24 protein-coding genes and 2 pseudogenes are annotated in these 25,639 nt (G+C 47.7%); 6 read left to right on the plus strand and 20 right to left on the minus strand.

Features of this window, described 5'->3' with window-relative positions; genetic code table 11:
* Nucleotides 1-17 precede the first annotated feature (17 nt).
* From DLM76_RS00175 to lepB, 18 genes and pseudogenes are all read right to left on the minus strand, one after another.
* Complete coding sequence (locus tag DLM76_RS00175) at nucleotides 18-1,118, minus strand: hypothetical protein (RefSeq protein ID WP_241548147.1); 1,101 nt, start codon at nucleotides 1,116-1,118, stop codon at nucleotides 18-20.
* Between the two features lie 81 nt (nucleotides 1,119-1,199).
* A complete protein-coding gene (locus DLM76_RS00180; protein WP_118964053.1) occupies nucleotides 1,200-2,621 on the minus strand; it encodes an MBOAT family O-acyltransferase in 1,422 nt (473 codons plus the stop codon).
* A gap of 6 nt (nucleotides 2,622-2,627) precedes the next feature.
* Nucleotides 2,628-4,238 (minus strand): annotated as a pseudogene (locus DLM76_RS00185) (hypothetical protein); the annotation flags it as partial.
* 476 nt (nucleotides 4,239-4,714) lie between these two features.
* Nucleotides 4,715-4,880: pseudogene (locus tag DLM76_RS22100) on the minus strand (GAF domain-containing protein); the annotation flags it as partial.
* 3 nt (nucleotides 4,881-4,883) lie between these two features.
* A complete protein-coding gene (locus DLM76_RS00190) occupies nucleotides 4,884-7,994 on the minus strand; it encodes a midas domain-containing protein (protein WP_241548148.1) in 3,111 nt (1,036 codons plus the stop codon).
* A 27-nt stretch (nucleotides 7,995-8,021) separates the two neighbouring features.
* On the minus strand, nucleotides 8,022-8,303 hold the full coding sequence (locus DLM76_RS00195) for an SLBB domain-containing protein (RefSeq protein ID WP_118964056.1): 282 nt from the start codon (nucleotides 8,301-8,303) through the stop codon (nucleotides 8,022-8,024).
* An 81-nt stretch (nucleotides 8,304-8,384) separates the two neighbouring features.
* Entirely contained in the window at nucleotides 8,385-8,768 is a 384-nt protein-coding gene (gene atpC, locus DLM76_RS00200) for an ATP synthase F1 subunit epsilon (RefSeq protein ID WP_118956431.1), read from the minus strand.
* 4 nt (nucleotides 8,769-8,772) lie between these two features.
* Entirely contained in the window at nucleotides 8,773-10,176 is a 1,404-nt protein-coding gene (gene atpD / locus DLM76_RS00205; protein ID WP_118956430.1) for a F0F1 ATP synthase subunit beta, read from the minus strand.
* Between the two features lie 24 nt (nucleotides 10,177-10,200).
* Entirely contained in the window at nucleotides 10,201-11,061 is an 861-nt protein-coding gene (atpG, locus tag DLM76_RS00210) for an ATP synthase F1 subunit gamma (protein ID WP_118956429.1), read from the minus strand.
* 14 nt (nucleotides 11,062-11,075) lie between these two features.
* Nucleotides 11,076-12,587 (minus strand): F0F1 ATP synthase subunit alpha, encoded by a 1,512-nt coding sequence (atpA, locus tag DLM76_RS00215; RefSeq protein ID WP_118956428.1) that lies wholly within the window; start codon nucleotides 12,585-12,587, stop codon nucleotides 11,076-11,078.
* Complete coding sequence (atpH, locus tag DLM76_RS00220; RefSeq protein ID WP_118956427.1) at nucleotides 12,577-13,137, minus strand: ATP synthase F1 subunit delta; 561 nt, start codon at nucleotides 13,135-13,137, stop codon at nucleotides 12,577-12,579. Before atpH ends, atpA begins: the two co-directional genes overlap by 11 nt.
* Nucleotides 13,138-13,141: 4 nt before the next feature.
* Nucleotides 13,142-13,663: a F0F1 ATP synthase subunit B gene (locus tag DLM76_RS00225; protein WP_118956426.1), complete on the minus strand. Its 522-nt coding sequence runs from the start codon at nucleotides 13,661-13,663 to the stop codon at nucleotides 13,142-13,144.
* Between the two features lie 3 nt (nucleotides 13,664-13,666).
* Complete coding sequence (locus DLM76_RS00230) at nucleotides 13,667-13,969, minus strand: ATP synthase F0 subunit C (RefSeq protein ID WP_010574136.1); 303 nt, start codon at nucleotides 13,967-13,969, stop codon at nucleotides 13,667-13,669.
* A gap of 38 nt (nucleotides 13,970-14,007) precedes the next feature.
* Nucleotides 14,008-15,123: a F0F1 ATP synthase subunit A gene (gene atpB, locus DLM76_RS00235; RefSeq protein ID WP_118956425.1), complete on the minus strand. Its 1,116-nt coding sequence runs from the start codon at nucleotides 15,121-15,123 to the stop codon at nucleotides 14,008-14,010.
* A gap of 96 nt (nucleotides 15,124-15,219) precedes the next feature.
* Entirely contained in the window at nucleotides 15,220-15,549 is a 330-nt protein-coding gene (locus DLM76_RS00240) for a hypothetical protein (RefSeq protein WP_118964057.1), read from the minus strand.
* A gap of 51 nt (nucleotides 15,550-15,600) precedes the next feature.
* On the minus strand, nucleotides 15,601-16,326 hold the full coding sequence (locus DLM76_RS00245; protein WP_241548149.1) for a TPR end-of-group domain-containing protein: 726 nt from the start codon (nucleotides 16,324-16,326) through the stop codon (nucleotides 15,601-15,603).
* A gap of 278 nt (nucleotides 16,327-16,604) precedes the next feature.
* Nucleotides 16,605-16,892 carry an AtpZ/AtpI family protein gene (locus tag DLM76_RS00250; RefSeq protein WP_118956423.1) on the minus strand — a complete coding sequence of 96 codons (288 nt, stop codon included), beginning with the start codon at nucleotides 16,890-16,892 and terminating at the stop codon, nucleotides 16,605-16,607.
* A gap of 5 nt (nucleotides 16,893-16,897) precedes the next feature.
* A complete protein-coding gene (gene lepB, locus DLM76_RS00255) occupies nucleotides 16,898-17,896 on the minus strand; it encodes a signal peptidase I (protein ID WP_118956422.1) in 999 nt (332 codons plus the stop codon).
* A gap of 87 nt (nucleotides 17,897-17,983) precedes the next feature.
* On the opposite strand from lepB, the gene DLM76_RS00260 reads away from it, so the two are divergent.
* The 3 genes from DLM76_RS00260 to corA all read left to right on the plus strand — a co-directional run bounded on the left by DLM76_RS00260 (nucleotide 17,984) and on the right by corA (nucleotide 20,618).
* On the plus strand, nucleotides 17,984-18,787 hold the full coding sequence (locus tag DLM76_RS00260) for an aldolase/citrate lyase family protein (protein WP_118964058.1): 804 nt from the start codon (nucleotides 17,984-17,986) through the stop codon (nucleotides 18,785-18,787).
* A gap of 2 nt (nucleotides 18,788-18,789) precedes the next feature.
* Nucleotides 18,790-19,341, plus strand: coding sequence for a TetR/AcrR family transcriptional regulator (locus tag DLM76_RS00265; RefSeq protein ID WP_118956420.1), 552 nt, complete (start codon nucleotides 18,790-18,792; stop codon nucleotides 19,339-19,341).
* 257 nt (nucleotides 19,342-19,598) lie between these two features.
* Entirely contained in the window at nucleotides 19,599-20,618 is a 1,020-nt protein-coding gene (gene corA / locus DLM76_RS00270; RefSeq protein ID WP_118956419.1) for a magnesium/cobalt transporter CorA, read from the plus strand.
* Here corA and DLM76_RS00275 read toward each other — a convergent pair.
* A complete protein-coding gene (locus DLM76_RS00275) occupies nucleotides 20,615-21,349 on the minus strand; it encodes a LytR/AlgR family response regulator transcription factor (RefSeq protein WP_118964059.1) in 735 nt (244 codons plus the stop codon). The genes corA and DLM76_RS00275 overlap by 4 nt on opposite strands.
* Complete coding sequence (locus DLM76_RS00280) at nucleotides 21,346-22,398, minus strand: sensor histidine kinase (RefSeq protein WP_118956417.1); 1,053 nt, start codon at nucleotides 22,396-22,398, stop codon at nucleotides 21,346-21,348. Before DLM76_RS00280 ends, DLM76_RS00275 begins: the two co-directional genes overlap by 4 nt.
* A gap of 230 nt (nucleotides 22,399-22,628) precedes the next feature.
* On the opposite strand from DLM76_RS00280, the gene DLM76_RS00290 reads away from it, so the two are divergent.
* From DLM76_RS00290 to DLM76_RS00300, 3 genes are all read left to right on the plus strand, one after another.
* Complete coding sequence (locus tag DLM76_RS00290) at nucleotides 22,629-24,107, plus strand: hypothetical protein (RefSeq protein ID WP_118956415.1); 1,479 nt, start codon at nucleotides 22,629-22,631, stop codon at nucleotides 24,105-24,107.
* A 14-nt stretch (nucleotides 24,108-24,121) separates the two neighbouring features.
* Complete coding sequence (locus tag DLM76_RS00295) at nucleotides 24,122-24,853, plus strand: FecR family protein (RefSeq protein ID WP_118956414.1); 732 nt, start codon at nucleotides 24,122-24,124, stop codon at nucleotides 24,851-24,853.
* A 166-nt stretch (nucleotides 24,854-25,019) separates the two neighbouring features.
* The gene (locus DLM76_RS00300) at nucleotides 25,020-25,460 is read left to right on the plus strand and encodes a DUF1761 domain-containing protein (protein ID WP_118964061.1); all 441 of its coding nucleotides are present in this window, start codon (nucleotides 25,020-25,022) and stop codon (nucleotides 25,458-25,460) included.
* The last annotated feature ends 179 nt before the right edge of the window (nucleotides 25,461-25,639 follow it).

Raw genomic sequence — 25,639 nt, forward strand, 5'->3', positions numbered from 1 at the left:
ATACGCCTTCTTTCGTTTTAGCGAAGAATTTCTTCCGCCAAAATCGGAATCAGTTTTCTCATCCCGCAAACGTTTAAGTGCGTATAATCCCCGAAGTCTTTCGAATCAAACTTGCGGCTACCTACTTTTAAAATCGGAATTTCCTTTTCTATAAGAATCGATTCCCAGATCGACACCTGAGGGAGAGGAGAAACTCTTTCGTCAAAGTCGGGACGAAACGGCAAAGAGAGAGCCAACACGGAAACGTCCTTCGACTTTAGGTAGGCGAATAGATCCTTCCAAGCTTCCAAAGAGGACTTTCTCGTCTTCTGAAGGGCCAATTCCGGATTCGGAGGCAAATCGATCGGACGCTCGTTCCGAACGCAAATACCGTCAAAAGAGGTTCGACTCCCCCAATTCAAGTATCCTTTATTTTTTGAATATTCGATTTCCAGAAATCGATTTTGTTCCGCATTCCGTTTCCATTTTTCGAACGGATTTCCGTGTAGAAGCCGATCCAAATTCTTTTCCGAATAACTAAACTCGTCCCCCTCTCCCACGATTTTAAACGAGGTGGAAACTCCCGCGTTCAAACGCAGAAACGGGAAAGCTCTTCCTAAAAGGTAAAAAATTCCGTTCGAAAGAGTTTTGAGATAAAAATCGCTCCACTGTTGCGTTGTAAAAATTTCGAAATGAAAAGAATCGTAATTCAACACGAGACTTCGATGAGCGCTTGCAACATCCATATCCGAAAGCGAAAATACGGAACCGTTTACGATCACAAGATGCGGTTTGATTCCGATTTTGGATTCGTAGTCCTTATAGCGCAAAAGCATCCCTTCGGGTTGTTCCGAGGGCCGAGGTAAAAACCAGATCGGACGACCGATTTTCTTTTCCAATTCCTGCGGATGAATTCCGGAAAGAATCTGACTGTCTCCCAAAAATACGACGGGAGCTAAAGCTTTCGATCTCTCGAAACCCGATTCCGTAAGCAAGGAAGAATCGATCCTCGAAAGGCGATCGTAAAGAAATGAATTTTTTTCCTGGAACGGAATTAAAAACGGAAACGCGGCGAATTGAATCCCGGCAAGAAAAACAAAGAATACAAGAGTATAAAATAGTAAGCTTTTATAATTCATCGAATCTTATCCCGCCCCCAAATTCTTCAAAATCTACTTTGAAAAACGATAATTCGGGATTTGCTCTCCTCACAGTCCTTTCTAAAATTGAAAGTAAAAGAATTCCTTTTTCTCAAATACGCCGAAGAGAAAAAACAACACGGCAATCCCGAAGGACAAAGGAATCCATCGAATCGGTTGATTCACGATCCGATCCAAAAAGGAATCCGTTCCTCCGGCAAAGATCATCCAAGGCTCCACGACAATCAACGGAAGCAAAAGGAAAACCAACTTCCCGGCAAAGATCCCGTTCCAATACAATCCCCCCGAGGCATTCAAAACAAGAACCCAAAGTTCGCCCGGAGATCGAACCTGAAACAAAAGCAAGCCCAAAGCGAACATCCAGAAAGTGAGCAAAACGCCCCCGACCTTCAAAACCCATTCTAAAATTCGAATATTCGAAGAAACGAATTTGAGAACGCATTTCTGAAAGAGGTTATATCCGACCACCTGCAATCCGCAATAACAGCCCCAAACAAGATATCCGTAGGTCGCCCCGTGCCAAAGCCCGCCCAAAACCCAAACGATCATTAGATTTACATTCTGCCTTAAAAGGGAAACACGGTTTCCTCCGAGCGGAATGTAAAGATAATCGCGGAGCCAAGTGGACAAGGAAATATGCCAGCGCTTCCAAAACTCGGCAGGACTCGAAGAGATAAACGGAAAATTAAAATTGAGAGAGAGACGGAAACCGAGAGCCTTGGCAAGTCCTCTCGCCGCGTCCGTATAACCGCTAAAGTCCGCGTAAACCTGAAAGGCAAAACAGAACGCGATCCAGAAAATCATTCCGGGTTCCAGATTCATTCCCGGTTCCATCGCTCTTCCCGTAAAAAGAAGAAGATGATCTCCGATAAAGACCTTCTTAAAGATTCCCCATAAGAAAAGAATCGCTCCGGACAAAAATCCTTCGCTCGTAACCGTTCGTTCGTTTTCGATCTGGGGCAATAGGGAATCCGGTCTTTCGATCGGACCTGCAAGCAACAAAGGAAAAAAGAGATCATACACTCCGAATCGGACAAAATTCGTGCAAGGAAGAATTTTTCCGGAGTTTATATCCGAAAGATAACTGATATTGTGGAACGTATAAAACGAAATTCCGACTGGCAGAAGAATTTCCGGGATCTTCACCGCGGCGCTCGGAGACAGAACGCCCAAAGTATCGTTCCAAATACTTAATAAAAACAGAATATACTTAAAAAAGATCAGAATCCCCAAGTTGAGAACGATCAAAAACGCGAACCATCTTCGTTTTGTTGCGCCCTCCGCTTTGCCCAAACGGATTCCGCCCGCAAAGTTGAACGCGATGCAGAATAAAAGAAGAAGAACCATTTCCGGTTTCCAGAAGCCGTAAAAGAACAATCCTCCGAAAAACAAAAGACGGTTTTGTCCGAGCGTTCCCAGACGCAGATAAAGGACGTAGAATACGATAAAAAATACGAGAAAATTCAGAGAATTAAAGAGCATTCTCTATCAGGATTCTTCGAGGAGTTCGAGAATTCTTTCCTTTTCTTTCGTGTCTGCGGGATAACAAAGAGTGTGTTGAATCACGGAAGTCTGAAAGTCTTTCGACTTGCGGTCCGTATCGTTGAGTTTGTTTTTGATCTTTCGGATCAGAATCTGCGTTTCTTCCCGGTCCTTGCCGTCGAGAATCACCGCGAATTTTCCCTGACCGATTCTGTAGTTGTAATCGGCTTCGGAAAGATTCTCCTGGATCGCCTTGCGCAATTCTTCGCTGTAAGTAGCGAAAAACCCCGAACCTTTGAGTTTTACCATACGGGATACATTCTGAACTTTGAATATAGTTAAACTAAAGGAGCTGGCCAGCCTCGCCGCCTTGAGAATCATTTCCTGAACTCGTTCCTCGACGGGACTAAACGGATCTTTGAATACGGAATCCCTCTCTTCGATGAGGAGAAGATTGGAAAAAACCGGGGCGAGAACTTCCGATATTCCCACGGCGGTTTCCCGATCCGTATCGGTCCAAGGAACGTCCGTCTCGTGAACGATCAGCATTCCGACTAACCAGTGTAAGTTGATAAAAGGAATCACGATAAAATCGGACATGAGACCGAGTTCGTCGTTGGATAACTTCTGCATCAACTCGGGATGTTTTCGGAAGTTTTCGATCCGAAAGACTCCGGGAATATTGGAAACGATTCCTACGATGGAACTTTCCAGAGGAAGCGTAAAATTGCCGACGTGTTCGGGGGTAAGAAGGTTGGAGGCGAACACTCGGAACTCGTTCTTAGTATGCCCGTCCAAAATCATAAAGGTCGCGCGGCGGACCTTCAATTCTTCCTTAAAGGTTGCGATCAGTTTATCGTATGCGTCGTCCATGCTTCGAACGGAAGCGTAATCGCGCGCAAGAGAAATGATCAGTTCGTTGGTGCGAATGACTTCCTTCAGGCTTTGGTTTTCCTGATGGAGCTGTTCCGTATCGTAGATTCTTCTATAAACGGAACCCGCGATTTCTCCGATGATCTTCAGGAACTCGAGATCCTCGATCGTATAATCCTCTCCGCTGATCGTTTTGCTCAGAATCATAATCCCGAAAAAATCGTCGAGGTAGCGGATCGGAACTAAAAGTTCCGCTTCGGATTGCCGAATGATTTCTTTTTCTTTTGCGGGAAGCGCGGGTTTTAAAAGTTCCTTCGCATACAAAACGGAACCGGCATTCTTTACCGCGTGATAAATTTCCTCTTCGGAAGAAATCGTCCACTCCTGATTGAAGTGCTCGCCTTGATAATCTTCCAAACGGAAAAATTCCTGATTCCCGTTTTTCGAGGAGAAAATTCCGATCGATTCGCTTCCGATTTGTCCCATGACAGAAAACAAAAGATTCTCGAAGAAGTTCGCAAAGTCCGTGGAAGCGCCGATCTCTTTGCTGATTTCGAAAACGGAAATATAGTTGTCCAATTTTTTTCGGGAAGCGATCTGCAGATCGATCGGAGACGTGGAGAAATTGGAATCGTCGTCGAATAAGAATTCGCCCTCCTCTCCCGAAGGTGACTTTGCGTCCTTTTTCGCGGGAGTCCGATTCGCTTCCTGCTCCGCTTCCTTAACCCAATCTCCGAAAGGATCCTTCTCCTCGAGATCGAAACGGGATTCGTCCTCTTCGTTTTCAAAGGACGGAAGTTCGTCCTCTTTTTTGTTAAGCGAAGTCGTTTCCGGGACAGGTTCCTCTCCGAAAAGTTCGTCCAAACTGAAATCGTCCGAATCGGACGTCTCCGCCTGCGGCGCGTTAAACGGATCTTCCGCAAGCTCTTCGGTATGAGTTCCTTCCGGTTCGGAAAGCTCCGGTGGAAGTTCTAAGAAATCGGTTTCCTTCTCCTCCGAAACGTCCGAAGACAAATCGCCATCAAAGGAAGAGTCGGGAAAGTCCGCTTGAAAATCGTCTCCGCCGAGGTCGGAAAGATCGGATTCAGGCGGCGCCGTAAAATCGGATTCGAAATCCGAACCAGTAGTTTCGATCGGCGGAAGGGAAAAATCCTCGGAGGGAGGAGATAAGGTCGCGGTGGAAGCCTGCGGCTCGGAGATATTTGACGTTTCGTCTAACGTCTCATTTCGCATCCCCAACGCTCTTTGAAGAAAACTTTTTTTGGTGCGAAAGGATTCCGATTTTTTTAAAAGGGATTTTTTTTCGCCGGATTCTCGGCTTTTTGACGAGGACGCACCGGAGGAATCGGATTTGACTAACTTACTGACCCTCTCGAGCAAACCCATCGATCATACACCAATCTGCTTCATCAGTTTTTTATAAAGTTCGAAATAATCGGACTGAGAGAACTCGCGGATCAAATCGTCCGGAAGATTTCCGAGGAGTTCGTCCAGATACGTCATGATCCGTTTCATCTCGTCCTTGGAAGGAACAGCTTCTCCTCCGGCGGAAGGAGCGGCCTGTGCGGCGGATTCTTCCGGAGTTTTACGCAGTTCTTCGAGAGGGGAAAGTTCTTCCTCGTCCGCGTATTCGTCGAGAACGATGACCATCTCTTCGTCCTGAACGGTTTCCGCTGTCGGCACGATTCCGGATTCACCGTTTAACGGTTGTAATGCGGATACGTCTTCGTCCATAGACTCGAACGCATCCAAATCGGAAGCGGCCGGAAGTTCTCCTAGAATTTCGTTTAAGTCCTCGCCTTCCTCTTCCGGAGCTTGAACGTCCGAAAGAAGATTTCCGAGTTCGTCTTCGGACAACGCGATCGGCCCCTCGTCCTCTTCCGAGGATTCTTCGGAAGTAAGAATATGATCGAGTTCATCGGTGGAAAGCGCGATCGGTTCCTCGTCTTCCAACGGAACTTCTTCTTGTTCCGACAAAGGAGCGTCCCAATCGATCTCGCTATCCGCTCCGGGGAATTCTTCGGTATCGGTCGCTTCGGCATCGCCGGTGAGAATATGATCGAGTTCGTCGGTGGAAAGAGCAATCGGCTCTTCCGCTTCCAGATCGGAGTCGGTAGTTTCGGCAAGCGGAGAATCCCAGTCGATTTCGGAATCAGAACCCGGAAACGCTTCCGCAGCTTCCGGTTCCGCATTGTCGGTAAGAATGTGATCGAGTTCGTCGGTGGAAAGCGCGATCGGTTCTTCCGCTTCGGCGTCGTCTCCGTCGAGAAGAGAACCGGATTCCGGTTCAAAATCAAAGGAAGAAGTTTCGGTCGGAACCTCGTCGGAGAGATCCAGATCGCCGAAAGAATCCATCGCGGGCGCTGCGCCTTCTTCTTCCGCGTTGTCCGCGAGTAAATTGCCGAGTTCCTCGTCGGAAAGGGCAATCGGTTCGTTATCTTCCGCGTCTTCCATAAAGGAATCCGCAGAGGCTTCCGTTTCCAACGAGTCCAGATCGTTGGTAGGAAGTTCAAAGTCGTCAAAGGAAAGTGCGTCGTCGTCCAAGGACGCACTCGTTTCCGTTGCCGCTTCACCGATCCCGTCCAATTCGGAAACGGGCAATGAAATGAGATCGTCTTCTTCTCCGGTGGAATCGGAGGTTTCAAAATCGAAGCCGGATTCTTCCGAAGTGGACGGAACTCCGGCCCCCTCTTCCATATCGGAAGAAAGTAGATTCCCGAGTTCTTCTTCGGAAAGCGCGATCGGTTCGCCCTCGTCGCTTTCTTCCAATTCTAAGGTAGAATCGGCCGGTTCAAAGGAGAAGTCGGAATGATCGGGAATCGTTTCTCCTTCTTCCGTTAATCCGAATTCGTCCGGTCCGCCTAAGTCCTGTTCTACGGGAAGGGAGAATGTATCGTCCTCCGAAAACATGGAACCCGTATCTTCGGGAAGAGATCCGTCATCGTGCAGAAGATCGCCGAAACCGTCGATGGAAGGTTCTTCGTCAGCCAAAGAGGTTTCATCCGACAAAAGATTTCCGAGTTCTTCCTCGGAAAGTGCGATCGGTTCGTTGTCCTCTTCATCCAAAGAAGAACCGAGAGAATCGTCCGAAACGAAATCGAATCCGGATTCTTCCACCATTGAAGGAGTAATTTCGTCTAACGCTTCCGGCTCCGCATCGTCGGTAAGTATGTGATCGAGTTCGTCGGTGGAAAGAGCGATCGGCTCTTCCGCTTCGGCGTCGCCTCCGTCGAGAAGAGAACCGGATTCCGGCTCAAAATCGAAGGAAGAAGTTTCGGTCCGAAGCTCGTCGGAAAGATCCAGATCGCCGAAAGAATCCATCGCGGACGCGGGTGCAGCGCCTTCTTCTTCCACGTTGTCCGCGAGTAAATTTCCGAGTTCGTCTTCCGACAATGCGATCGGGCCTTCGTCTTCTTCCGATCCGAGAGAATCGTCCGAGGAAAAATCGAATCCGGTTTCGTCCGATAAGGACGGAACTCCGGTCTCTTCCTCATGAATATCGTCGGTATGCGTGATAAAATCGGGGAGTTCGTCGTCCGCGTCGGACGCTTTCTGAGTCGCCGGCTCTTCCGCACCCGTTCCCAGTATATCGTCCAGTTCGTTTCCGCTCAGGGAAATCGGGCCTTCGTCATCGGTGTCGTCTAACGTCATCGTCGGGCCGGAACTCCAGTCCGGCTCTTCGTTTGCGTCGAGAATCCCGCCGAGCTCCGAGTCGGACAACGTGACATTTTCCTCTTCTTCCGCGACCGGGTTCGAAAAATCCGGCATCGGCGTTTCCGCGTATGCGATTTCGCCTAACTCGTCTTCGGATAAGGAAATCGGACCTTCTTCTTCGTTTAAAAAATCGTCTTCGTCAAAGGACAAATCGCCGTGATCGAGTTCGGTTTGTTGATCGTCCTCCAACGTGAAGTCTTGCAGGGAAAAGTCCGGTTTGACTCCCTGCAGATCGTCTTCATGCAGAGAAATCGGACCTTCCTCGTGAAGATCATCGGGCAATCCGAACTCGTCGAGGTCGTCCAATTCTTCCCCGAAGCTGATCGCATCCGGTTCTTCGGTTAGGTAACTGTCCAGTTCGGAAAAATCCTCGTCGGATTGTTCGTTCTCGTCGGCCGGTATAAAAAACGAATCATCGGATTCTAAATTAGAAATATTGGATGTATGAGAGCTTGCTAAATCGCCTATGTCGAGCAGCTTGTCGATCTCGGCGTCGATGAGAGGATCCGTGAGTTCCAGATCCAAGGAATCCTCGTCCAGATTCAATTCGGATGAGGAAGAAGTCTCTTCCGGATGAAAGGAAAAATCGTTTTCGAAACTCGTAGCGTATTCTTCCCCCGAGCTTGCGACCAGACTTTCCAAAGGATCGGCTCCGATACTCAGATCCTCCAATCCCGCGGATTTGGATGCCTCCGGTTCGTTCGAGCCTAACATGGAATCGATATCGTCGAATTGCAGTTCGTCCATACCGGAATCCTGGCCCCCAGAATTATCATCCTTAATCATGTCGTAGTCTTCCGCCATCTTCCTCTATCATTCTTTCAGTTCAATGACCTGTCCGTCCAGGATTTCCCGGTCCAGGTCTTGTTCGTTCTCGGTATTCTTTTTCATTCCGCCCGCGACACGAATCAAGTCTTCGAGAGTGTCCCCCGCTTTGAGTTTGTAGACGCCGGGTTTGTTTACATTCCCGCGGATCGCCGCCGAAATGCTTTCGGGCTCAAATACGCTTCGAACCCAGTCCCGGTTCCTTCTCAATAGGAAACCGACACTTAAGAATAACACCAGTAAGCCGATGACACGGACGGTTGTTTTCATAAGCACGTTTCCCTAATCTCCATTGTATTCGGAGAAAAGGGAATCTCTGCTACTATTTTCGGTTCGGAGGACCCCTAAAAGTTAGCGCGATGCGACTAAAATTCGGGTTTTTGTTTTTTGGAGGAGAAGATTTTTAGAGTCGGAAGGAGGAAGTTTTTCGGCCTCGGCTAACGCCTTTTTTTCGGCTTCCAAATCGATATCGTCTTTGAGAGCGCCGTGATCGGTAAGAATGCTGACGGAATTTTCCTTCACTTCGATGAATCCGCCTTCGACGGAGAGAGCCTTGACTTTTTCTCCCTTGCGGATCTCCAGAACCCCGATTCCGAGAACCGCGACCAGAGGAGCGTGGTTGGGAAGGATTCCGAAGAATCCTTCGCTGCCCGGAACTACGAGTGAGTCCACCTCTCCCTTATAGAGGATCTTTTCGGGAGAGATTACGGATACGTTCAGTTTATGTGCGGACATGCACTTATCCTTTGTATCCTTTCGCTTTCTCGATCGCGTCGTCGATGGATCCAACCATGTAGAACGCCTGCTCAGGAAGGTGATCGTAGTTTCCGGAAATCACTTCTTTGAAGGAACGAACCGTATCCGCGAGTTTCACGTATTTTCCGGGCGCTCCGGTAAATACTTCCGCCACGTGGAAAGGCTGAGAAAGGAACTTCTCGATCTTTCTTGCTCTTGCAACGAGAACCTTGTCGTCCTCGGAAAGTTCGTCCATACCCAAAATCGCGATGATATCTTGAAGGTCTTTGTATCTCTGAAGAATTCTCTGAACTTCGCGCGCTACGGTGTAATGCTCTTCTCCGAGAACCTGCGCGTTCATCACGCGGGAAGTGGAATCGAGCGGGTCAACCGCAGGATAAATCCCTTTATCGGAAATCGCACGGGAAAGAACCGTAGTCGCATCCAAGTGCGCGAACGCGTTCGCAGGAGCCGGGTCGGTCAAGTCGTCCGCAGGAACGTAAATCGCCTGAACGGAAGTGATCGATCCTTTTTTAGTGGATGTAATTCTTTCTTGGAGCGCACCCATTTCGGTGGAAAGGGTCGGCTGATATCCCACCGCGGAAGGCATCCGTCCGAGAAGAGCGGATACTTCGGAACCCGCTTGGGAGAAACGGAAGATGTTGTCCACGAAGAGAAGTACGTCCGTTCCGATGGAATCACGGAAGTGTTCCGCCATTGTAAGAGCGGATAACGCAACTCGAAGACGAGCGCCCGGCGGCTCGTTCATCTGACCGTAGCAAAGAACGGTCTTGTCGATAACTCCGGATTCTTTCATCTCTCTCCAGAGGTCGTTTCCTTCGCGGGTTCTTTCGCCCACTCCGGCAAATACGGAGAATCCACCGTGTTGTTTCGCGATGTTGTTGATGAGTTCCTGAATCAAAACCGTTTTACCAACCCCTGCTCCACCGAAAAGTCCGGTCTTTCCGCCTTTGATGTAAGGAGCGAGAAGGTCGATGACCTTGATTCCAGTTTCGAAGACTTCCGTCTTGGAAGTGAGTTCGTCGAACGCAGGAGCCGGTCTGTGAATCGGGCGGGTTTCTTTTACTGTGATTGCCGGACCTTCGTCGATCGTTTTACCGAGAACGTTGAAGATTCTTCCGAGAGTAACGTCTCCTACGGGAACGCTGATCGGTTTTCCGGTGTTGGTAACTTCTTGTCCGCGGACGAGACCGTCGGTGGAAGAAAGCGCGATCGCACGAACCGCTTTACCGCCGATATGAGTTTGCACTTCCGCGATGATGGTTTCTTTCTTTCCGGAAACCGTGCCCTCGATTTCGAGTGCGCTATAAATTTCGGGAAGTTCTCCGTTTTCGAATTCGATGTCCAAAACGGATCCGATGATCTGCTTGATTTTACCTTTATTCATCCAAGTCGCTCCAATAACGTGTGATTAGTTCAGTGAATCCGCTCCGGCAACAATCTCGGAAATTTCCTGAGTGATTTTTGCCTGTCTGACGCGGTTGTATCCGCGGGTGAGCAGTTTGATCATTTCAGAAGCCGCGTCTGTCGCGGACTTCATCGCGATTCTTCTTGCGATTTGCTCGGAGCAGTTCGCTTCGAGAATCGCCTTTAAGAATGCGGTTTTTACAACAAGAGGAAGAAGAGACTCAAGCACCAATGCGGGGCTCGGCTCATACGCGATCATATCGCTTACGTTTCCTTCTTTTGCAACTTCGAACGGAAGAACTCTCGTTACTTCCGGTTTTTGAGAAGCGGAAGAGTAATAAACCGTGGAAACGATTTCCACCGCGTCCACTTCTTCCTTAGCGAACAATTCCAAAAAGAGATTCGCGAATTCTTCGGCCTCTTTGTATCCGGACTTGTCGTCGAGATGGGTGTAGGTTTTTTCCGCCTTCTCACCCGCGAACTTGAAGAAGGAAATCCCCTTCTTGCCCACGATAAAGAGGCGAACGTTTACACCCGCTTTTTTCCACTCGGCGACTTTCGCTTTCGCGAGTCTGTTGACGTTGGAGTTGTATCCACCGCAAAGACCGCGGTTTGCAGTAATCACGAGTAACGCGACGGTTTTGATCTTGTCCGGTCTTCTTAAGAACGGGCTGTGAACCAGACCGCTCAGAGACGCAAGAGAAGACACGAGTTCCTTGATCTTGTTGGAAAAAGGATGAGAAGCGTTCACACGGTCGCTGATCTTCTTGGACTTGGCCGTAGAGACCATTTCCATCGTCCGTGTGATCTTTCTCGTGTTCTTGACCGAGGTGATTCTTTTCTTTATTTCCCTTGGAGTTGCCAAAGCGATCCTCTATCTCAGTGCTTTCTTAAGAATTCTTCCGCTACTGCGCTCAGAACTTCGCCGAGTTTTTCTTCGTCGGAGATTTTCTTTTCTTTGCGGATTGCATCCAATACTTCGGAGTATTTTTCTTTAATCGTGGTTAAGAGATACTTTCCGTATTCTTGAACTCTTGCGACCGGAATCTTATCCATGAATCCGCGCGTTACCGCGAAGATTTCCACGACTTGTTCTTCCACAGGATACGGAGAAGAAACGGGCTGCTTGAGCATCTGAACGATTCTGTTTCCGCGATCGAGCTGCGCTTGCGTCGCAGGGTCGAGTTCCGTTCCGAGCTGAGCGAACGCTTCCAAGTCGCGGAACTGTGCGAGTTCGAGTTTCATCTTACCGGCGACTTGTTTCATCGCTTTGATCTGCGCCGCGGAACCAACGCGGGAAACCGAAATCCCCACGTCCACCGCAGGACGGAAACCGGATGCGAACAAGTTGGACTGAAGATAAATCTGTCCGTCGGTGATCGAAATCACGTTTGTAGGAATGTATGCGGAAACCTCGCCTTCCTGAGTCTCGATGATCGGAAGAGCCGTCAAAGAACCCGCGCCGTATTTGTCGTCGAGTTTCGCCGCTCTTTCGAGAAGTCTGGAGTGAAGATAGAATACGTCTCCAGGATACGCTTCACGACCCGGAGGACGACGAAGCAGAAGAGACATCTGACGATAGGCAACCGCTTGTTTAGAAAGGTCATCGTAAACTACGAGAGTCGCTTTCTTTTCGTTATACATAAAGTATTCCGCCATACTGCATCCTGAGTAAGGAGCGATGTATTGAAGCGGTGCAGGCTCCGCAGCGGTTGCGGAAACTACGATCGTATATTCGAGTGCGCCTTTGTTTCTGAGCATCTCAACCGTGGAAGCCACAGTGGAAGCTTTTTGACCGATCGCCACGTAAACGCAGATGACTCCGGTTCCTTTTTGGTTGATGATCGTGTCGAGTGCGATGGAAGTTTTTCCGGTTCCTCGGTCGCCGATGATCAACTCTCTCTGTCCGCGTCCGACCGGGATCATCGCGTCGATCGCTTTGATACCTGTTTGCATCGGCTCGCCGACCGGCTGTCTCATCGCGATACCAGGCGCGGGAGATTCCACAGGTCTGGTATGTTTGGCGTTGATCGGACCTTTTCCGTCGAGCGGTTCACCTAACGGGTTTACTACGCGACCGAGAAGTTCGGGTCCTACCGGAACTTCGAGAATCCGGTTCGTTCTTTTTACGCTGAATCCTTCTTGGATTTCGAGGTAATTTCCGTAAACGACCACACCCACGGAGTTGTCTTCGAGGTTGAACGCCTGACCGAAGATTCCGTTTTGGAATTCGACCATCTCTCCGGACATCACGTTTTTGAGTCCGTAAACTCTCGCGATTCCGTCCCCGATCTCGAGGACCGTTCCGACTTCCTCAACGCTGAGGTCTTTCTTATAATTTAAAATTTCCTGTTTGAGAACGGACGTAATTTCGTCTGTTTTAATTTTCATAGATGGCTCCAACCGGTAATTTCTTTTCCAGCATGGCTTTCTTGATTTCCTTGAGCTGGGAAGCGATTGACTTTTCGATTTTTAAGTCATTGAATTGTACGACAAATCCGCCCAGAAGAGACTTATCTTCCGAGACTTCCAGAATGAATTGCGATTTGAATTTTTCCGAAAGTATAGATTCGAGTTTTGTAATCTGAGAAGGTTCTAAAGAAGGATAACTTCTTACTTGCGCGCGAACTCTTCCTTTCTTCTTATCCAGCTCTTCCGTAAACTGCTTTTGAATATCCGGGAAATTGATAAATCTTCCCTTGTTTAAAAGCACTCCGAGAAAGTTCAAAGTCGTCTCTGAAACTTTTCCCCGGAGATTTTTTACAAGAATCGTTTCCTTCTCCTCGATCGATACGGTCGGAGAAAGAAAGAAATTCCTGATCTTTTCCTCTTGAAAAAGAAGCTGAACTAAATCCGCGAGTTCTTGTTCCACTTCTTCCGGAGCGGAACTCGCTCCCAAAAGGGCGGACGCGTATATTTTCGAGACACCGGAGTCGTTCATTGTTTTATGCGCTCAGTTTTTTGAGTTTGTCTAGTTCGTTTTCAACGAAAGCTTTGTAGTCTTCCGCTTTCAGTTGTTTTTCCAAAACTTTGCCCGCAACGGAGATCGTCATATCGACGAGCTGGGATTGCAGTTGTTCCAGAGCTTTGCCTTTAGCGAGTTCGATCTCTTTCACTGCCTGTTCTTTCTGAGCTTTCACTTCTTGGTTGGTTTCTTCCAAGAGTTTATTTTTCAGTTTCAGAGCATCGGACTTGGCTTCGGCGATCATCGCATTTGCTTCGTCTTTCGCAGAGTTCAACCTAGCTTCGTAATCCTTCAGGAGAGCTTCCGCTTCCGAACGGAGTTCTGAGGCCTTTTTGATATCGTTCTGAACGGCTTCCGCTCTTTCATCGAGAGCATTCAGAATTACATCCCAGGCAAACTTTTTCAGAACTAAGACTACGACTAGAAAGGTAACCAGAGTCCAGACTACCAGACCCGGGTTCACATCTAGGAGGCTTAATCCCTTAGCAGCTAAGAGTACCAAGTTTTACTTTCCTTTTTCTTCGGTTGCTGCAGGTGCAGAAGCTTTTGTTTGGTTAGCAACAGTAGCTTTCAGACCTTCGTTCAAAGTTCCCGCAGCTTGGAAAGCGATCACGAGAGCGAACAGAGCCGCACCTTCGATAAGAGCTGCAGCGATAATCATTGCAGTTTGAATTTTTCCACCAGCTTCTGGTTGTCTTGAAATACCTTCAGTAGCAGAACCACCGATTCTTCCGATTCCGAGAGCTGCTCCGAGAATTGCGACTCCAGCAGCGATACCCACACCGATATATCCTAATCCAAATTCCATATTGTCAATTGACTCCTTGTTGATTCAATATTCTCTAATCAATGCCTATGCATGCTCAAACCCACGAAGAGGGAAGTGAGCAATACGAAAATGTACGCCTGAAGGAAAGCCACGAAGATTTCCAGGACGTAGATCAATCCGGAACCGATCACCGAAACCGGAACGATTCCCCAAGATTGAAACTGAAAGATAAAACCCATCAAAGCGAGAATGATAACGTGCCCCGCCGTCATGTTCGCCAAAAGACGCACTGTGAGCGCGAAGGTCTTTGCCATCGGAGAAACGATGAACTCCAGAGGCCACATGATCAAATACAGCGGAAGAGGAACTCCGTTCGGAACGGAATGCCAGATGAACTTCGGTCCTTGATAAATAAAACCGGCGGTATAAATCAAGAGCATGGTAAGAAGCGCAAGCGTCATCGTAACGGAAATATCTCCGGTTACCGTGATACCGCTCCAAATCTTTGCGGCAAGAGGAGCCTCGTGGTGCGAACCGTGTCCGCCGTGGGCCGCGATCACCTGCTCGGGAACCGGAGTGATCAAGCCGATTTTAGTCGCCGCAATCGCACCGTATTCTTTACCGACAACGAGCAACTCGCCGACGGAAGGAACAAGTCCCATCAGGTTACAGAATAGAATAAAGAAGAACAGAGTGAAGATGTAGTGATAGTAGCCGTGACCGTGTCCGTGCATACTTTCGTCTACGATGTCCTTGCGTAAGAAATTTACGAACACTTCGACCGTGTTTGCAAAGCGGGATTGAATCTTCAGAGGATTCTTCGCGATGATTCTCGCCGCAGGAATAAAGATGATAAAAAGAAGAAAGGCTACGATCCACATCATCGTGACGCGTTTCGTAATGTGCATGTCGAAACCGCCCACGTAATGAAAACGTTTTCCGGTTTCGTGATCGGTGAAGATCGCGGAAGTAGAAGGATCGAAACCGGTTTCTCCCTCAAAAACCTGAATCCCGCCGAAATTGAGCGGGAACTCGGCGTTATCCATCAAGTGATGAACGATGACTTCGTTTAGATCAAAGGAAGCTTCGTGAGAAGATTCCTCGGATGCAAAAATCGGGAATTGAAGTAATACGATTAAGAACGCAAAGAAGATAAACTTTTTTGTCATAAAAGAAGTCTTGTTAAGATTCATTTGTTCGAGTCAAAAGCGGAACGGTGAAAAACGGTCCGCTTGCACAGAATTGGCGATATTCCGGCCTTCTTTGTATGTAGTTGCGATTCCGGAAATTCAGCTCGCGAATACAACTATTAGAAAGTGGCTGAAATGGGCAATAAAAAAACCAATTATAAGATCAGAACTATCGTTCTGTGAAACTGCGACCCAAAGGCCGATTCCGTTGCAAAAGAATGAAGCCGCCATTATGCCCATCTGCATTCCTACACCTTTTTCGGGAAATTTAACGATCGCAAGAATTTTTAAGAGATAAAAAGGAACAAGCAAACACAAGGCGAGAATACTTCCGGAAAGAAATTTCCTTTCGGGATAAAAGACTTCGTAACCCGCAGCCAAGGCGAGAATCAAAACGGAAAGTCCTAAAAGATACTTCTTCCAGCTCATCGAATTCTATTTCGATGAGCGTCGTTTGAAATACAAGAAAGAAAGACGAAATTATTTTTTAGCGGGGCTTGCCGCCGGAGGAATCAAGGAAGGATTCAAGGCGGGACCGTCCCAAATCATTTTGATAAAATCGGGATCGGAACGAAACGCGTTGAAGTCGGAGTCGTTTTCAAAGTCCACGGTTTCTTTTCCGAGGAACAAGGCGATCTTCATGTATTGCAGCATTTCTTGTTTGTTTCCGTTCAACGCATGCAGACAAGAAAGATTGAACGCAAGCCTTGCGTCGCCGATCGGATTCGGAATCATCGTTTGAATGAGCGGAAGAAAACGATTGTCCTTGCTTTCTCCCGTATACGCGATCAGGTCCGCGACAAAGTATTCGCGTGCGGAATAAAGATTTCCGCTTTTGGTTCCTTTGATCGTAATATCTCCGATTCCTAAAAAGGGAATCGTTTCTGCATAAATCGAAGCGATGAACGCCGCGGCGGCCCAATTTTTTTGTGCGATCTGCGAATTGAATCGGCTCGCGGTTTCGGCGAGAATATAGTTCCGAAGCGATTCCTTGGTTTCGATCGAATCCTCTTGAAAACGTTCGAGATGAGTAACGTATTCTCTTTCCGCGAGTCTTCGTTCTTGGCCGGAAGACCGTTCCAATTTTTGGACGGAACTCCGCCAACGTTCCGTCGCAGTTTCAACCGGAAACAAGAGCGCACAGTTGACGGAGAATCCGATTCCGGTTCCCGTAAAGAATATTAGAAAAATACGTTTTAGATTCATAAAAACAAATCGACCGACAAGGTAACCACGAAAGCCGCGAAAAGTTTCTTCGTTTTTTGCGGAGTTCGATTTTTTTTGAAAGAGAAGTTTGAATTCCGATAGGAGCAAACAGAAAGAACGCAAACTTGCGCTTTATGAACGATGGTTCAGTAAAACTAACGGGTGATCCAGGAAATTGCGGTTGGATTAAGAAAGTCGGAACTACGAGTAGTTCTTTCAATCAAAACGATCGTTTCCATTGAAAGAACGAGAATTCTTGGAATTAGGTCGGAACTACGCTACTTCTTCAGTGTCGTTCTATAAATGATGTAGTAAATTCCGTAGGAAAATCCGAGCAAACAAGCCCCGAGCAAACCGAACGGAGAAGAATGGAACTTCGTATCCAGATAATTTCCGAGATACACGGAACCGACGACGATCACCGCGAACTCCATTCCCAAGCCCGCAAATTCCCAAGGAGAAATTTCTTTTTCCTTAGATTTAGAATCCTTTTGAAATCCGGAAGGATCGTTTTCCTTGCCGGAGGATTCTTCTTTGCCGGACGGTTCTAAATTCTTTTCAGACATAACGCCTAACGCAGAATCGTGCCGATTCGATTCCAGCGCACTTCCATTCTCCAGATTCTATACCGAAGCGTGCGTTCGATCCAGCCAAGTTTGCTTTCTTCGCGGATTAAACCGATCTCGGAAGGGTGACAGTTTTTTACGAGTTCTTCGCCTTGATACCGTTCCGCGAACTCCGGCCCTTTTTCCGAAAGTTCCTTTCCGTTTTTATACTCGCAGACGTTGTCCTTCCAGTTGATGGAAAAATAAATGATGAGCGCTTTTCCGAGTATGTCTTCCCGTTTTACGAATCCCCAAGCGCGGGAATCGTGAGAATCGTCCCGGTTATCGCCCACGACCATGTATTGATTTTCGGGGATTTCGCACCCGATCGAAAAATTACATTCGTAACCGTCGAGGCGCTTTCTGTCCTCTTCGTAGCCTTCGAGCACGTAGTGTTCAAATCCGGGCTTCTTTTCCTGAAACAAGGTTCTGGTCGGCGCGTAAAGATTGTCCAAATCACCGAGAACATCGCCCTCTTCCACTTCTACCGGATTGTAGTTTTGGAACGTTTCCGATCCCTTCTCCTTGTATTCGATCACGGAGTAGTTCACGTTTCCCTTCTTTGTGGAAAGAAATTTCGAGCTGATTCGAATCGTATCGCCCGGCAATCCGATGACCCGTTTGACGTAGCGTTTTGCAAAGAATCCGTCCCGGCTGTCGCCCAAACTCAGAGCGCGCATCGGAGGTGCGAAGGTTACGATATCTCCCCGTTTCGGATCGTCGATCCGAAAGAGTTCCGCTTCGGTGAACGGCATCCGAACCGAGTATCGCATCTTGTTTACAAAGAGAAAATCCCCGATTTTTAAGGTGGGAATCATCGATCCCGATGGGATATTATTCGCGTCTAAAACCGAGGATTTGAAGGCAAATACAAGGATCACGATCAGAATAAAGGAAAAAGTAGAGCTGATGGGAGATTCTTCCCCGGAGGAAGAATCCTTTGTTTTTACCTCGGGTTCCTGCATAAGGGAAAGCAAAAAGAATCTCACTTCAGTTGTCAATCCTGCGTTAAAAATTCTATCGGTTTTTCAAAATCGGTCGATACTTCTAGCGTGAAAGAGCAGATAGACCGTAAACTCATCGAACTCAGAAGAACCCTCGTTTCTCTTACCGATCAGTATCCGATTTGCGGACTGAAAGGCGGCACGGAAACGGAGGATATGGACGCGGATGAAATCCGAATTCTCCATTTAGCGGCTAAGGATCTGGTTCCGGTCACCGTTAAAATCGGCGGCCCGGAAGCGAGGACGGATATCCGTATGCTCGTCAAAGAGGAGATCGAAGGAATCTGCGCTCCTATGATCGAATCCTCGTACGCACTCAAAAATTTTATTCAGACATTGAAGAGTATGCTCACTCCCGTGAACTACGGCAAGGTTTCCAAGTCGATCAATTTGGAAACGATCACGGGTTATAAAAATCTGATGGAGATCGCGGATTCGCGTTCTTTCGAGGATTTGGATCAAGTCACCGCGGCTCGTTCCGATCTTTCCGCTTCCATGGGAATGATTCCGGACGATGAAGAAGTGATGCGGGTCACGAAGAACATCGTATATCTTTCCAGAGAAAGAGGAAAACGCACCTCCGTGGGCGGAACGATCACGAAGTCCAATTTCAGAAAGGTCGCCGAAGTCATCGGCCCGGATCTAATCAATTCAAGACACGTAGTCGTAAACGCGTCGGAAGCTTTGAAAAAGAATCCGGAAGAAGTCGCGGAAGCGATGCTCTTCTTTGAAATCGAGCTCTACGATTTATTCTCCGTTTTAAAACCCGAAAAGGCGTTCTCTTATAAAAACAGAATGGAAACCAATCGGGAAAGAATCGGAGCCAGAAAGGTTCTCTACTCGATCCGATAAGAATGGCGAAAGACACCCGGGATCTGATCCTAAAAACTTCCCTGAAACTTTTTTCCGAACAAGGGTATCACGGAACCACGATGAGACAGGTCGCTTCGAAGGCGGGCATGTCTCTCGGGCTTGCGTATCGTTATTTCGATTCCAAAGAAGCGATTCTGGAAGGAATCATCGAATCGCATGATAAAATTCTAAAGCGATACGTCACGGATGAGGTGGTTTCCAATCCCAGCACGGAGGATCTGATCCAGCTCGTTTCGGAAAGTATCATCACCTTAGTGAAGGAAAACGAGGAATATCTGCGTTTGTATTGGAATCTAATGCTCCAACCGAAGATCCACAGACTCAAACGAAGAAACATTCACCTCGTGAATATGATCTTTTTTGAAACTTCCAAAAAGACGATCCGCGCGGTTAAACCGAACTACACCGAATTCGAGATCAAAAACCTCGCTTCGACTACGATCGGTTATATGATCAATTATCTTACCAACAAGAAAGAATTCTCTCTCGACGACTTTCGGAATTACCTCGTTTATACTCTGAAGAATACGTAATTCGATTCCGTAAAAATCGAATTCTTGTCGTAGTTCCGACGATCCACCGTAAAACGCGGCGAGCCCCACCCTGACTTTGGGTGGAGGGGTGAGGCGGTGGGAAAGTCCCGGCAAATTTTCACTAACAGAATATTCTCACTTCGTAAAGCGGAATTTCCTTGCACAAATCCTGTCGTACCTACGACAAATTCTCCCTAAATTTATTTCCTTGCCAGCCTCGCTTTGCCGGATAGTCTCATCCGTCGGAGACTCTCTGTTTGAAACGAATCTTACTTACGGAATCCTTTCCCGAAGGCGGCCAGGAAAAAACGGTGGCCGGTCCCTGCGAAGTCCTTTTGGAAGCGGGCGACAAACCGGAGGCAATTCCCGAACTCGAATGGCTCTGCAGCAAGGGACTCGTTTGGATCGATTTGGATTCTACCGAAGGAGCGGATCTCGATTTTCTCGCAAGAGAATGCAATTTTCACCCGCTCGCGATCGAAGATTGCATCAATAAAAACCAAAGACCGAAACTGGAAGAATACGGTTCGTATATTTTTATCGTTCTACATCGTTTCCAATACGACGCGGAAAAAAAGATTCTCCGAAGCAACGAGATCCATATCTTTTATAACGAGAAGTTCGTGGTCACCGTTCATCAAAAGGAGGAACCTTTGATCGAACAACTGCGATCGCGTTGTATGACACAGGGCAACCCTCTTTCCCGTGGAACCGATCAGATTCTGTATATGCTTTTCGATCAAACCGTGGATTCCAACTTTCCGATCCTCGATAAGATGAGCGAGGAAATCGTGCGTATCGAAGCGCAGATCCTCGTAAACCAAGACAGCCAACAGACGATCGCGGGAATTCTCTTTTTAAAACGAAATCTTACGCGCATTCGAAGGGTTCTTTCCCCGCAACGCGAAATCGTGAACAGTTTAATCCGAAGAGACAACAATTTTTTAAGCCCCAAAATTCAGATCTATTTCCGGGACGTTTACGATCATTTGAACAGACTCTACGAAACGATCGATATGGATCGGGATCTTTTGGGAAACACGATGGACGCGTATTTTTCCGTGATTTCTCAAAGAACGAACGACGTTGTTAAGCGACTTACGTTGATCAGTTTGATCTTTATGCCTCTGACCTTTCTTACCGGATTTTTCGGAATGAACTTCACCGCCATTCCCTACGACAGCGTTCCGTTTTTATACATCACGGTCGCAGGCGCGGCCTTGATTCCTCCGGGAATGATCTATTGGTTTCGAAAGAAACATTGGTTCCGGGATTAGTTCACGTTTTCCCGGAATTTTTCCTTTAATACGGAGACGTATTCGCGTCCTACGGGGAGAACCGTTTCGTCCTCGTCGTTCAGAAACACCTCGTATCCACCGCCCGCGTTCGACTTCATCCCCGAAATATATTCCAAATTAAGAATATACTTTTTATGAATTCTCACAAAACGATCTCCCGGAAGTTCCTCTTCCAAATCCCCCAGAAGTTTCGGAGTTTCATGATCCTTTTCCGTGCTGTGCAGCACGCATTTTTTTCCGTTTGCGGTCAGATACAAAAGTTTGGAAAGACTGAGACGGTGCAGAATCCCCGATTCCCGAAAAAACAAATAGGCTTCGGCCTTGTTCCCTTTTTTGCGGACGGACAAGAATTCCTCCACACGGGTCATCGTTTCCCGAAATCGTTCCCGGGAATACGGCTTTAACAGATAATCCAAAGCGCCCGCCTCGAAAGCGCGCAATGCGTGATCCCGATATGCGGTCGTAAACACGAGCGCAGGAGCGGGTTTGCCCTTCTCCTCCAAAACCTGAATCCCCGATTTTTCCGGAAGATTCACATCCAGAAAGACAAGATCGAAATTCTTCCGTTCCAAAACCTCGAGCGCTTGACGGCCGTTGCCGGCGACGGCATCGATCTTAAAGGAAGTCCATTCTTCCAGATATTTGCGGAGAAGTTCCCGGGCAGGAGCCTCGTCCTCCACAATCAAAACAGAATATAATAAATCTTTCATACGGAATATTCCAAAAGAACCGTGGTTCCTCCGGTCTCCCCTTCTTCCAATTTTAATATGGCGTCCCGGAAATTATAATCCAGTCGCGCCTGAATGTTTCTCAAAGTGCTTCGTATCGCCTGCATTCCAAATCCTCCCCCCGGCCCGGAATACTGTCTTCTCGACGTGGAGATCGTTCCGTTGTCCTCGATCGAAATCCGTATCTTTCCGTTTTTTATTTCCGCGCTTACGAAGATCTTTCTCTGCACGTCTCCCGAATTTACGGAATGTTTGAAACTGTTCTCGACCAAAGGCTGAATCGACAAGGGAGGAATCGAAATTCCGGAAAAGTCCCCTTTGCTTTCCATTCTAAGTTCCATAAAATCGGCGAAACGGATTTTCTGAAGCTCGAGATAGTTTCTCGTAAATTCCCATTCTTCCCGAAACGAAACGAGTCTTTCGGAATGCCTTTCGGTTAAAAATCGATACGAATCCGATAAAAGGAGAATTGCACGGTCCGCTCTCGCAGGATCGATTTCCAAAAGAGCGTGAATCGTATTCAAAGTATTGAATAGATAATGCGGGTCCATCCTCGATTGAAGCGCGGCGTAGTGCAGTTCCTTGAGCGCGCTTTCGGATTCCTTCTTTTTTTCGATGAGAATCTGCATGGACTTTTCCAATACGGAGATAAAGAGCGCGAGGATCAAGGAACTTAAAAGGATATTGTACGAACCGCTGTGATGTCTTCCCGGAGTTTCATCGGCCAAGGCGATCGCGTGAAGAATTCCTCCGGCCGCAACTCCCACGATCGCCGCAAAACAAGATGCTAATATTAAAATGGCCCCCGATTTTATAAATCCGTGCTTTTGTCCCGAGGAATTCAGGGATTCAACGGTCATCTCCACGATCCCGCAGACGAAATGCGTGGTGATTTGGGTGGCGAGAAAGACTTTCCAAAAAGGAGACTCGGAATTGTGCGCGATCAAAAGGGCGTTCATGGTTCCGATGACTGTGTTTATAGAGAACCAGAAAAAAAGTTTAAACCAGCGTATGCGCTTACCGGAGTTCATTTTCAATTCACCTGCTTAGTATATGCATTGGAACGCACAATTTATTTCCCGTCATTCCGGATTTCATCCTTTGATTCCTCAAAACCTGCATTTCATTTCCCAAGAGCATACTCTTTTGGGAAAAGAATTGCCAGCGTTTGTTTTTTTTAAGAGGAAAAGAAGAAGAATGAAATCGCATAAAAAATTGACGGAAATAACTTTTTCCCGGCTACTAACGGTTCAGAGGAATCATGAAAATACAATCGATCCGTTTCATTCTAATATCATCGTTCTTATTAACGGCTGAGACCATGTTTGCAGAGCCAGTAGTTACAACAAAAAAAGACGAACCGGACGCCTACTACGGATTGGACGTGCGGGGAGTCATCTCGCCCTCCTACGGGGAAAAGCTGAACAGCGACTCGGCGGGAACGGTAAACAACGGCGCCAATCCCTATTTGAATCCGAACGACAAAGTGGGCTTCTCCACTCCTTGGACCTTATTGATGATCTCGAAAACGTTTCAGGAAACCGGAATACAAACCGAGCTCTGGGGAGAATTGGTCCGCAACGCCCAGCTAACAGCGGATACACGATTGGACGGAGGAACGAAGCCGAATCCGTACGTGATCGCCATCCGCAGAGCGAGCATTAAGAAAACCTGGGAAACTTCCGCGGGAAATTACACGCTCAACTTCGGAATGCAGGAGTTGCCTCACACATACACTCAATGGAGCAATTATTGGAAGTGGAGATATATAGACAGGGGTCCACTTGAATCCCTTGGCTTTTCTCCGCAACCGGCCGACATCGGACTCAGCGCGACCGGAAAGTGGTCGATCGTAAGCTCCCAGCTGATGTTGAGCAACGGAGAAGGATACAGAGAATCGCAAAACGCCAATTCGGCGGGGATGGACGTATCTTCCCGGGTATCCGTAGAACCGGAGTTAGGCGAGAAAGGAAAAGCGGGATTTCATCTTTTTTACAGAAGGGAAAACGCGTTCGGAGCGCGCAAAAACGAATGTTACGAAGGGAAAACAACCTGCGTTCGAAGCGATCTCGATCCGAACACCAGCTATTTCAAAAGCAATCGTTCCCTACAATCCGACACGGCCGGTTCCGAATTCGATTTAATTTGGAACGGCGCGGTTCAAGTGAACTTCGGTATCGGCGCATTCTTTAAAAGGCAATACGCAGGAGAACTCCGCGATCGTTTCCAGCCCTTTTCCGCGCCTTTGGTTTACGGAAAGGATCGTTTCGGGAGAGGCGCTTACGCGTGGCTTTCCATCGGAATCGGTAACTTTTCCGTTTTAGGAAGAATCGAACGCGGAACGGGGAATAACGGAATCGTAGGCACGACCGATTCCCAGCAGAAAGAATGGATACCGGGAACCGGAGTTCCCGTTTCCACGCAGACGCTGCCTACGGCCCTTGCAACGTCCGTTCCCGAAACGTCGAACAACGGTTATGCGAGCAAGAGTTCCTTCAGAAGGATCAGCGTCTTTTTCGAGTGGATCGTGATGCCTCAATTTCGGATGGCTCTCGGTTATGTGGAGAATAAGAATTTCGATTCCAGAGGAATCGCGCAGAATTCTTACATCGACGTGAACGGGACCGAAAGAACCGAACGGGAATATTTGAATCAGTTTAACGGAGCCGGGGGACCGGGGATTCTTTCCCACTCCGCCTTAGATAGACAGATTATCTTAAAGACAACGATAGAGTTTTAAATTAGGAGATTTTTATGAACCGCAAATTCAAGATCGCATCGATACTTCTCTCGCTTACGTTAACCGGAAGTTCGATCGTTCTTCTGAGTCAGGAATCGAAAACGGGAGACGCAAAGGTCGGCTTTTTATTAGGAAAAGCTCATGTTCAGAAGACCGGTAAAACCTCTTGGGAGCCTCTCAAATCGAACGATTTCGTGGACGAAGGAGATTTAATTTCCACCGGAAACGGGTCCAGGATCACCATCGTTTACAAGGGTTCCGAATTCAAGATTCAGCAGAACAGTAAGGTAAAACTCGCCAGCCTCCACGGTGAATCCAAGGACGGACGCGTCGAGGTGAATCAAGGTTTCGCTTGGTTCAAGATCGTCGGACTGAAAGGCAAAAAATTCGACGTGGCTACCGCGACATCGACCGCGGGCGTTCGCGGGACTTCCTTCTCCGTTTTATACGATCCGAAAACGAAGGATTCTTCCTTTTGCACCTGCGAAGGGAAAGTATTGGTCTCCGATTCGGAAGGGAAGGAAATTCTTCAGGAAAAGGGGCAAGGAACGGTCGTTTCTCCCAAAGATTCCGATATGAAGAAAGTTGAATATGAAGGAATTATTAAGAAGCTGAAAGCTCTCTCCGGTTTCGAAGCAAGACTGAAAAAGAACGCTTCCTTAAAGAACTGTCTTTCTTGCCACACTCCGGAAGGTTGGACTCCTCCGAACGACGTTCAAAAGGACGAGACCTACGGTAAACAATAAGTTTCTCTTTAACCAAAACCAACATCCGCTGCCCGGCTTCGGCCGGGTTTTTTTGTGCCTGCGACTTTTACGAAAAGCTCCCTCTTCCTTCGGCCGCTTAAGAACCGCTTGACATCCGTTCGGCGGGGCCTTATACAATTCTCCTTCTCGGAGAAAAGGAGTAATTATGCACCCGGAACTACACATCAATTATCTGGCGGTTTTAGCGGCGGTCGCAGCGAACGTCGTCATCGGCTGGTTTTGGTACGGCCCGATTTTTGGAAAAGCCTGGATGAAGGAACTTTCCATTCCCTCGGACGTTCAACCGGAAACGAAGGAAATGCTGAAGGCTATGGGAATCATGGTCATCGGTTCTTTTCTAACGAGTTACGTTCTGTTTTACACCACGAACGTTTGGAGAGCCTCCTCTTGGCACGCGGGTGAAGACAGTCCGGCTTATGTCTACGGATTCTTTTCCGGATTTTACACTTGGCTCGGGTTCTACGTTCCGATGCTTCTGAACAACGTGGCCTTTGAAGGAAGATCCTGGAAACTTTTTTCGATCAACGCCGGATACAACTTCGTGGCGCTTCAGACGATCGCGATGATTCTTTCCTATTGGAGATGATCCTCGTATTCCTCGCATTTGTTTCGAGAGTATTTTAAATAATCTGAATGTGTCCCAGAAACGAATGCGGGGCGCTTCTGCGCGCTTGCAAAAAACGTAATTGACGAAAATATGAAATAGGCGCGCAGACCAGGCTTGTTCCGCGCTCCGGCTAACGCCTTCGGTCGCCTCTTAACGAG

Source organism: Leptospira yasudae (assembly GCF_003545925.1).
In the GTDB taxonomy this organism is placed as follows: domain Bacteria; phylum Spirochaetota; class Leptospiria; order Leptospirales; family Leptospiraceae; genus Leptospira; species Leptospira yasudae.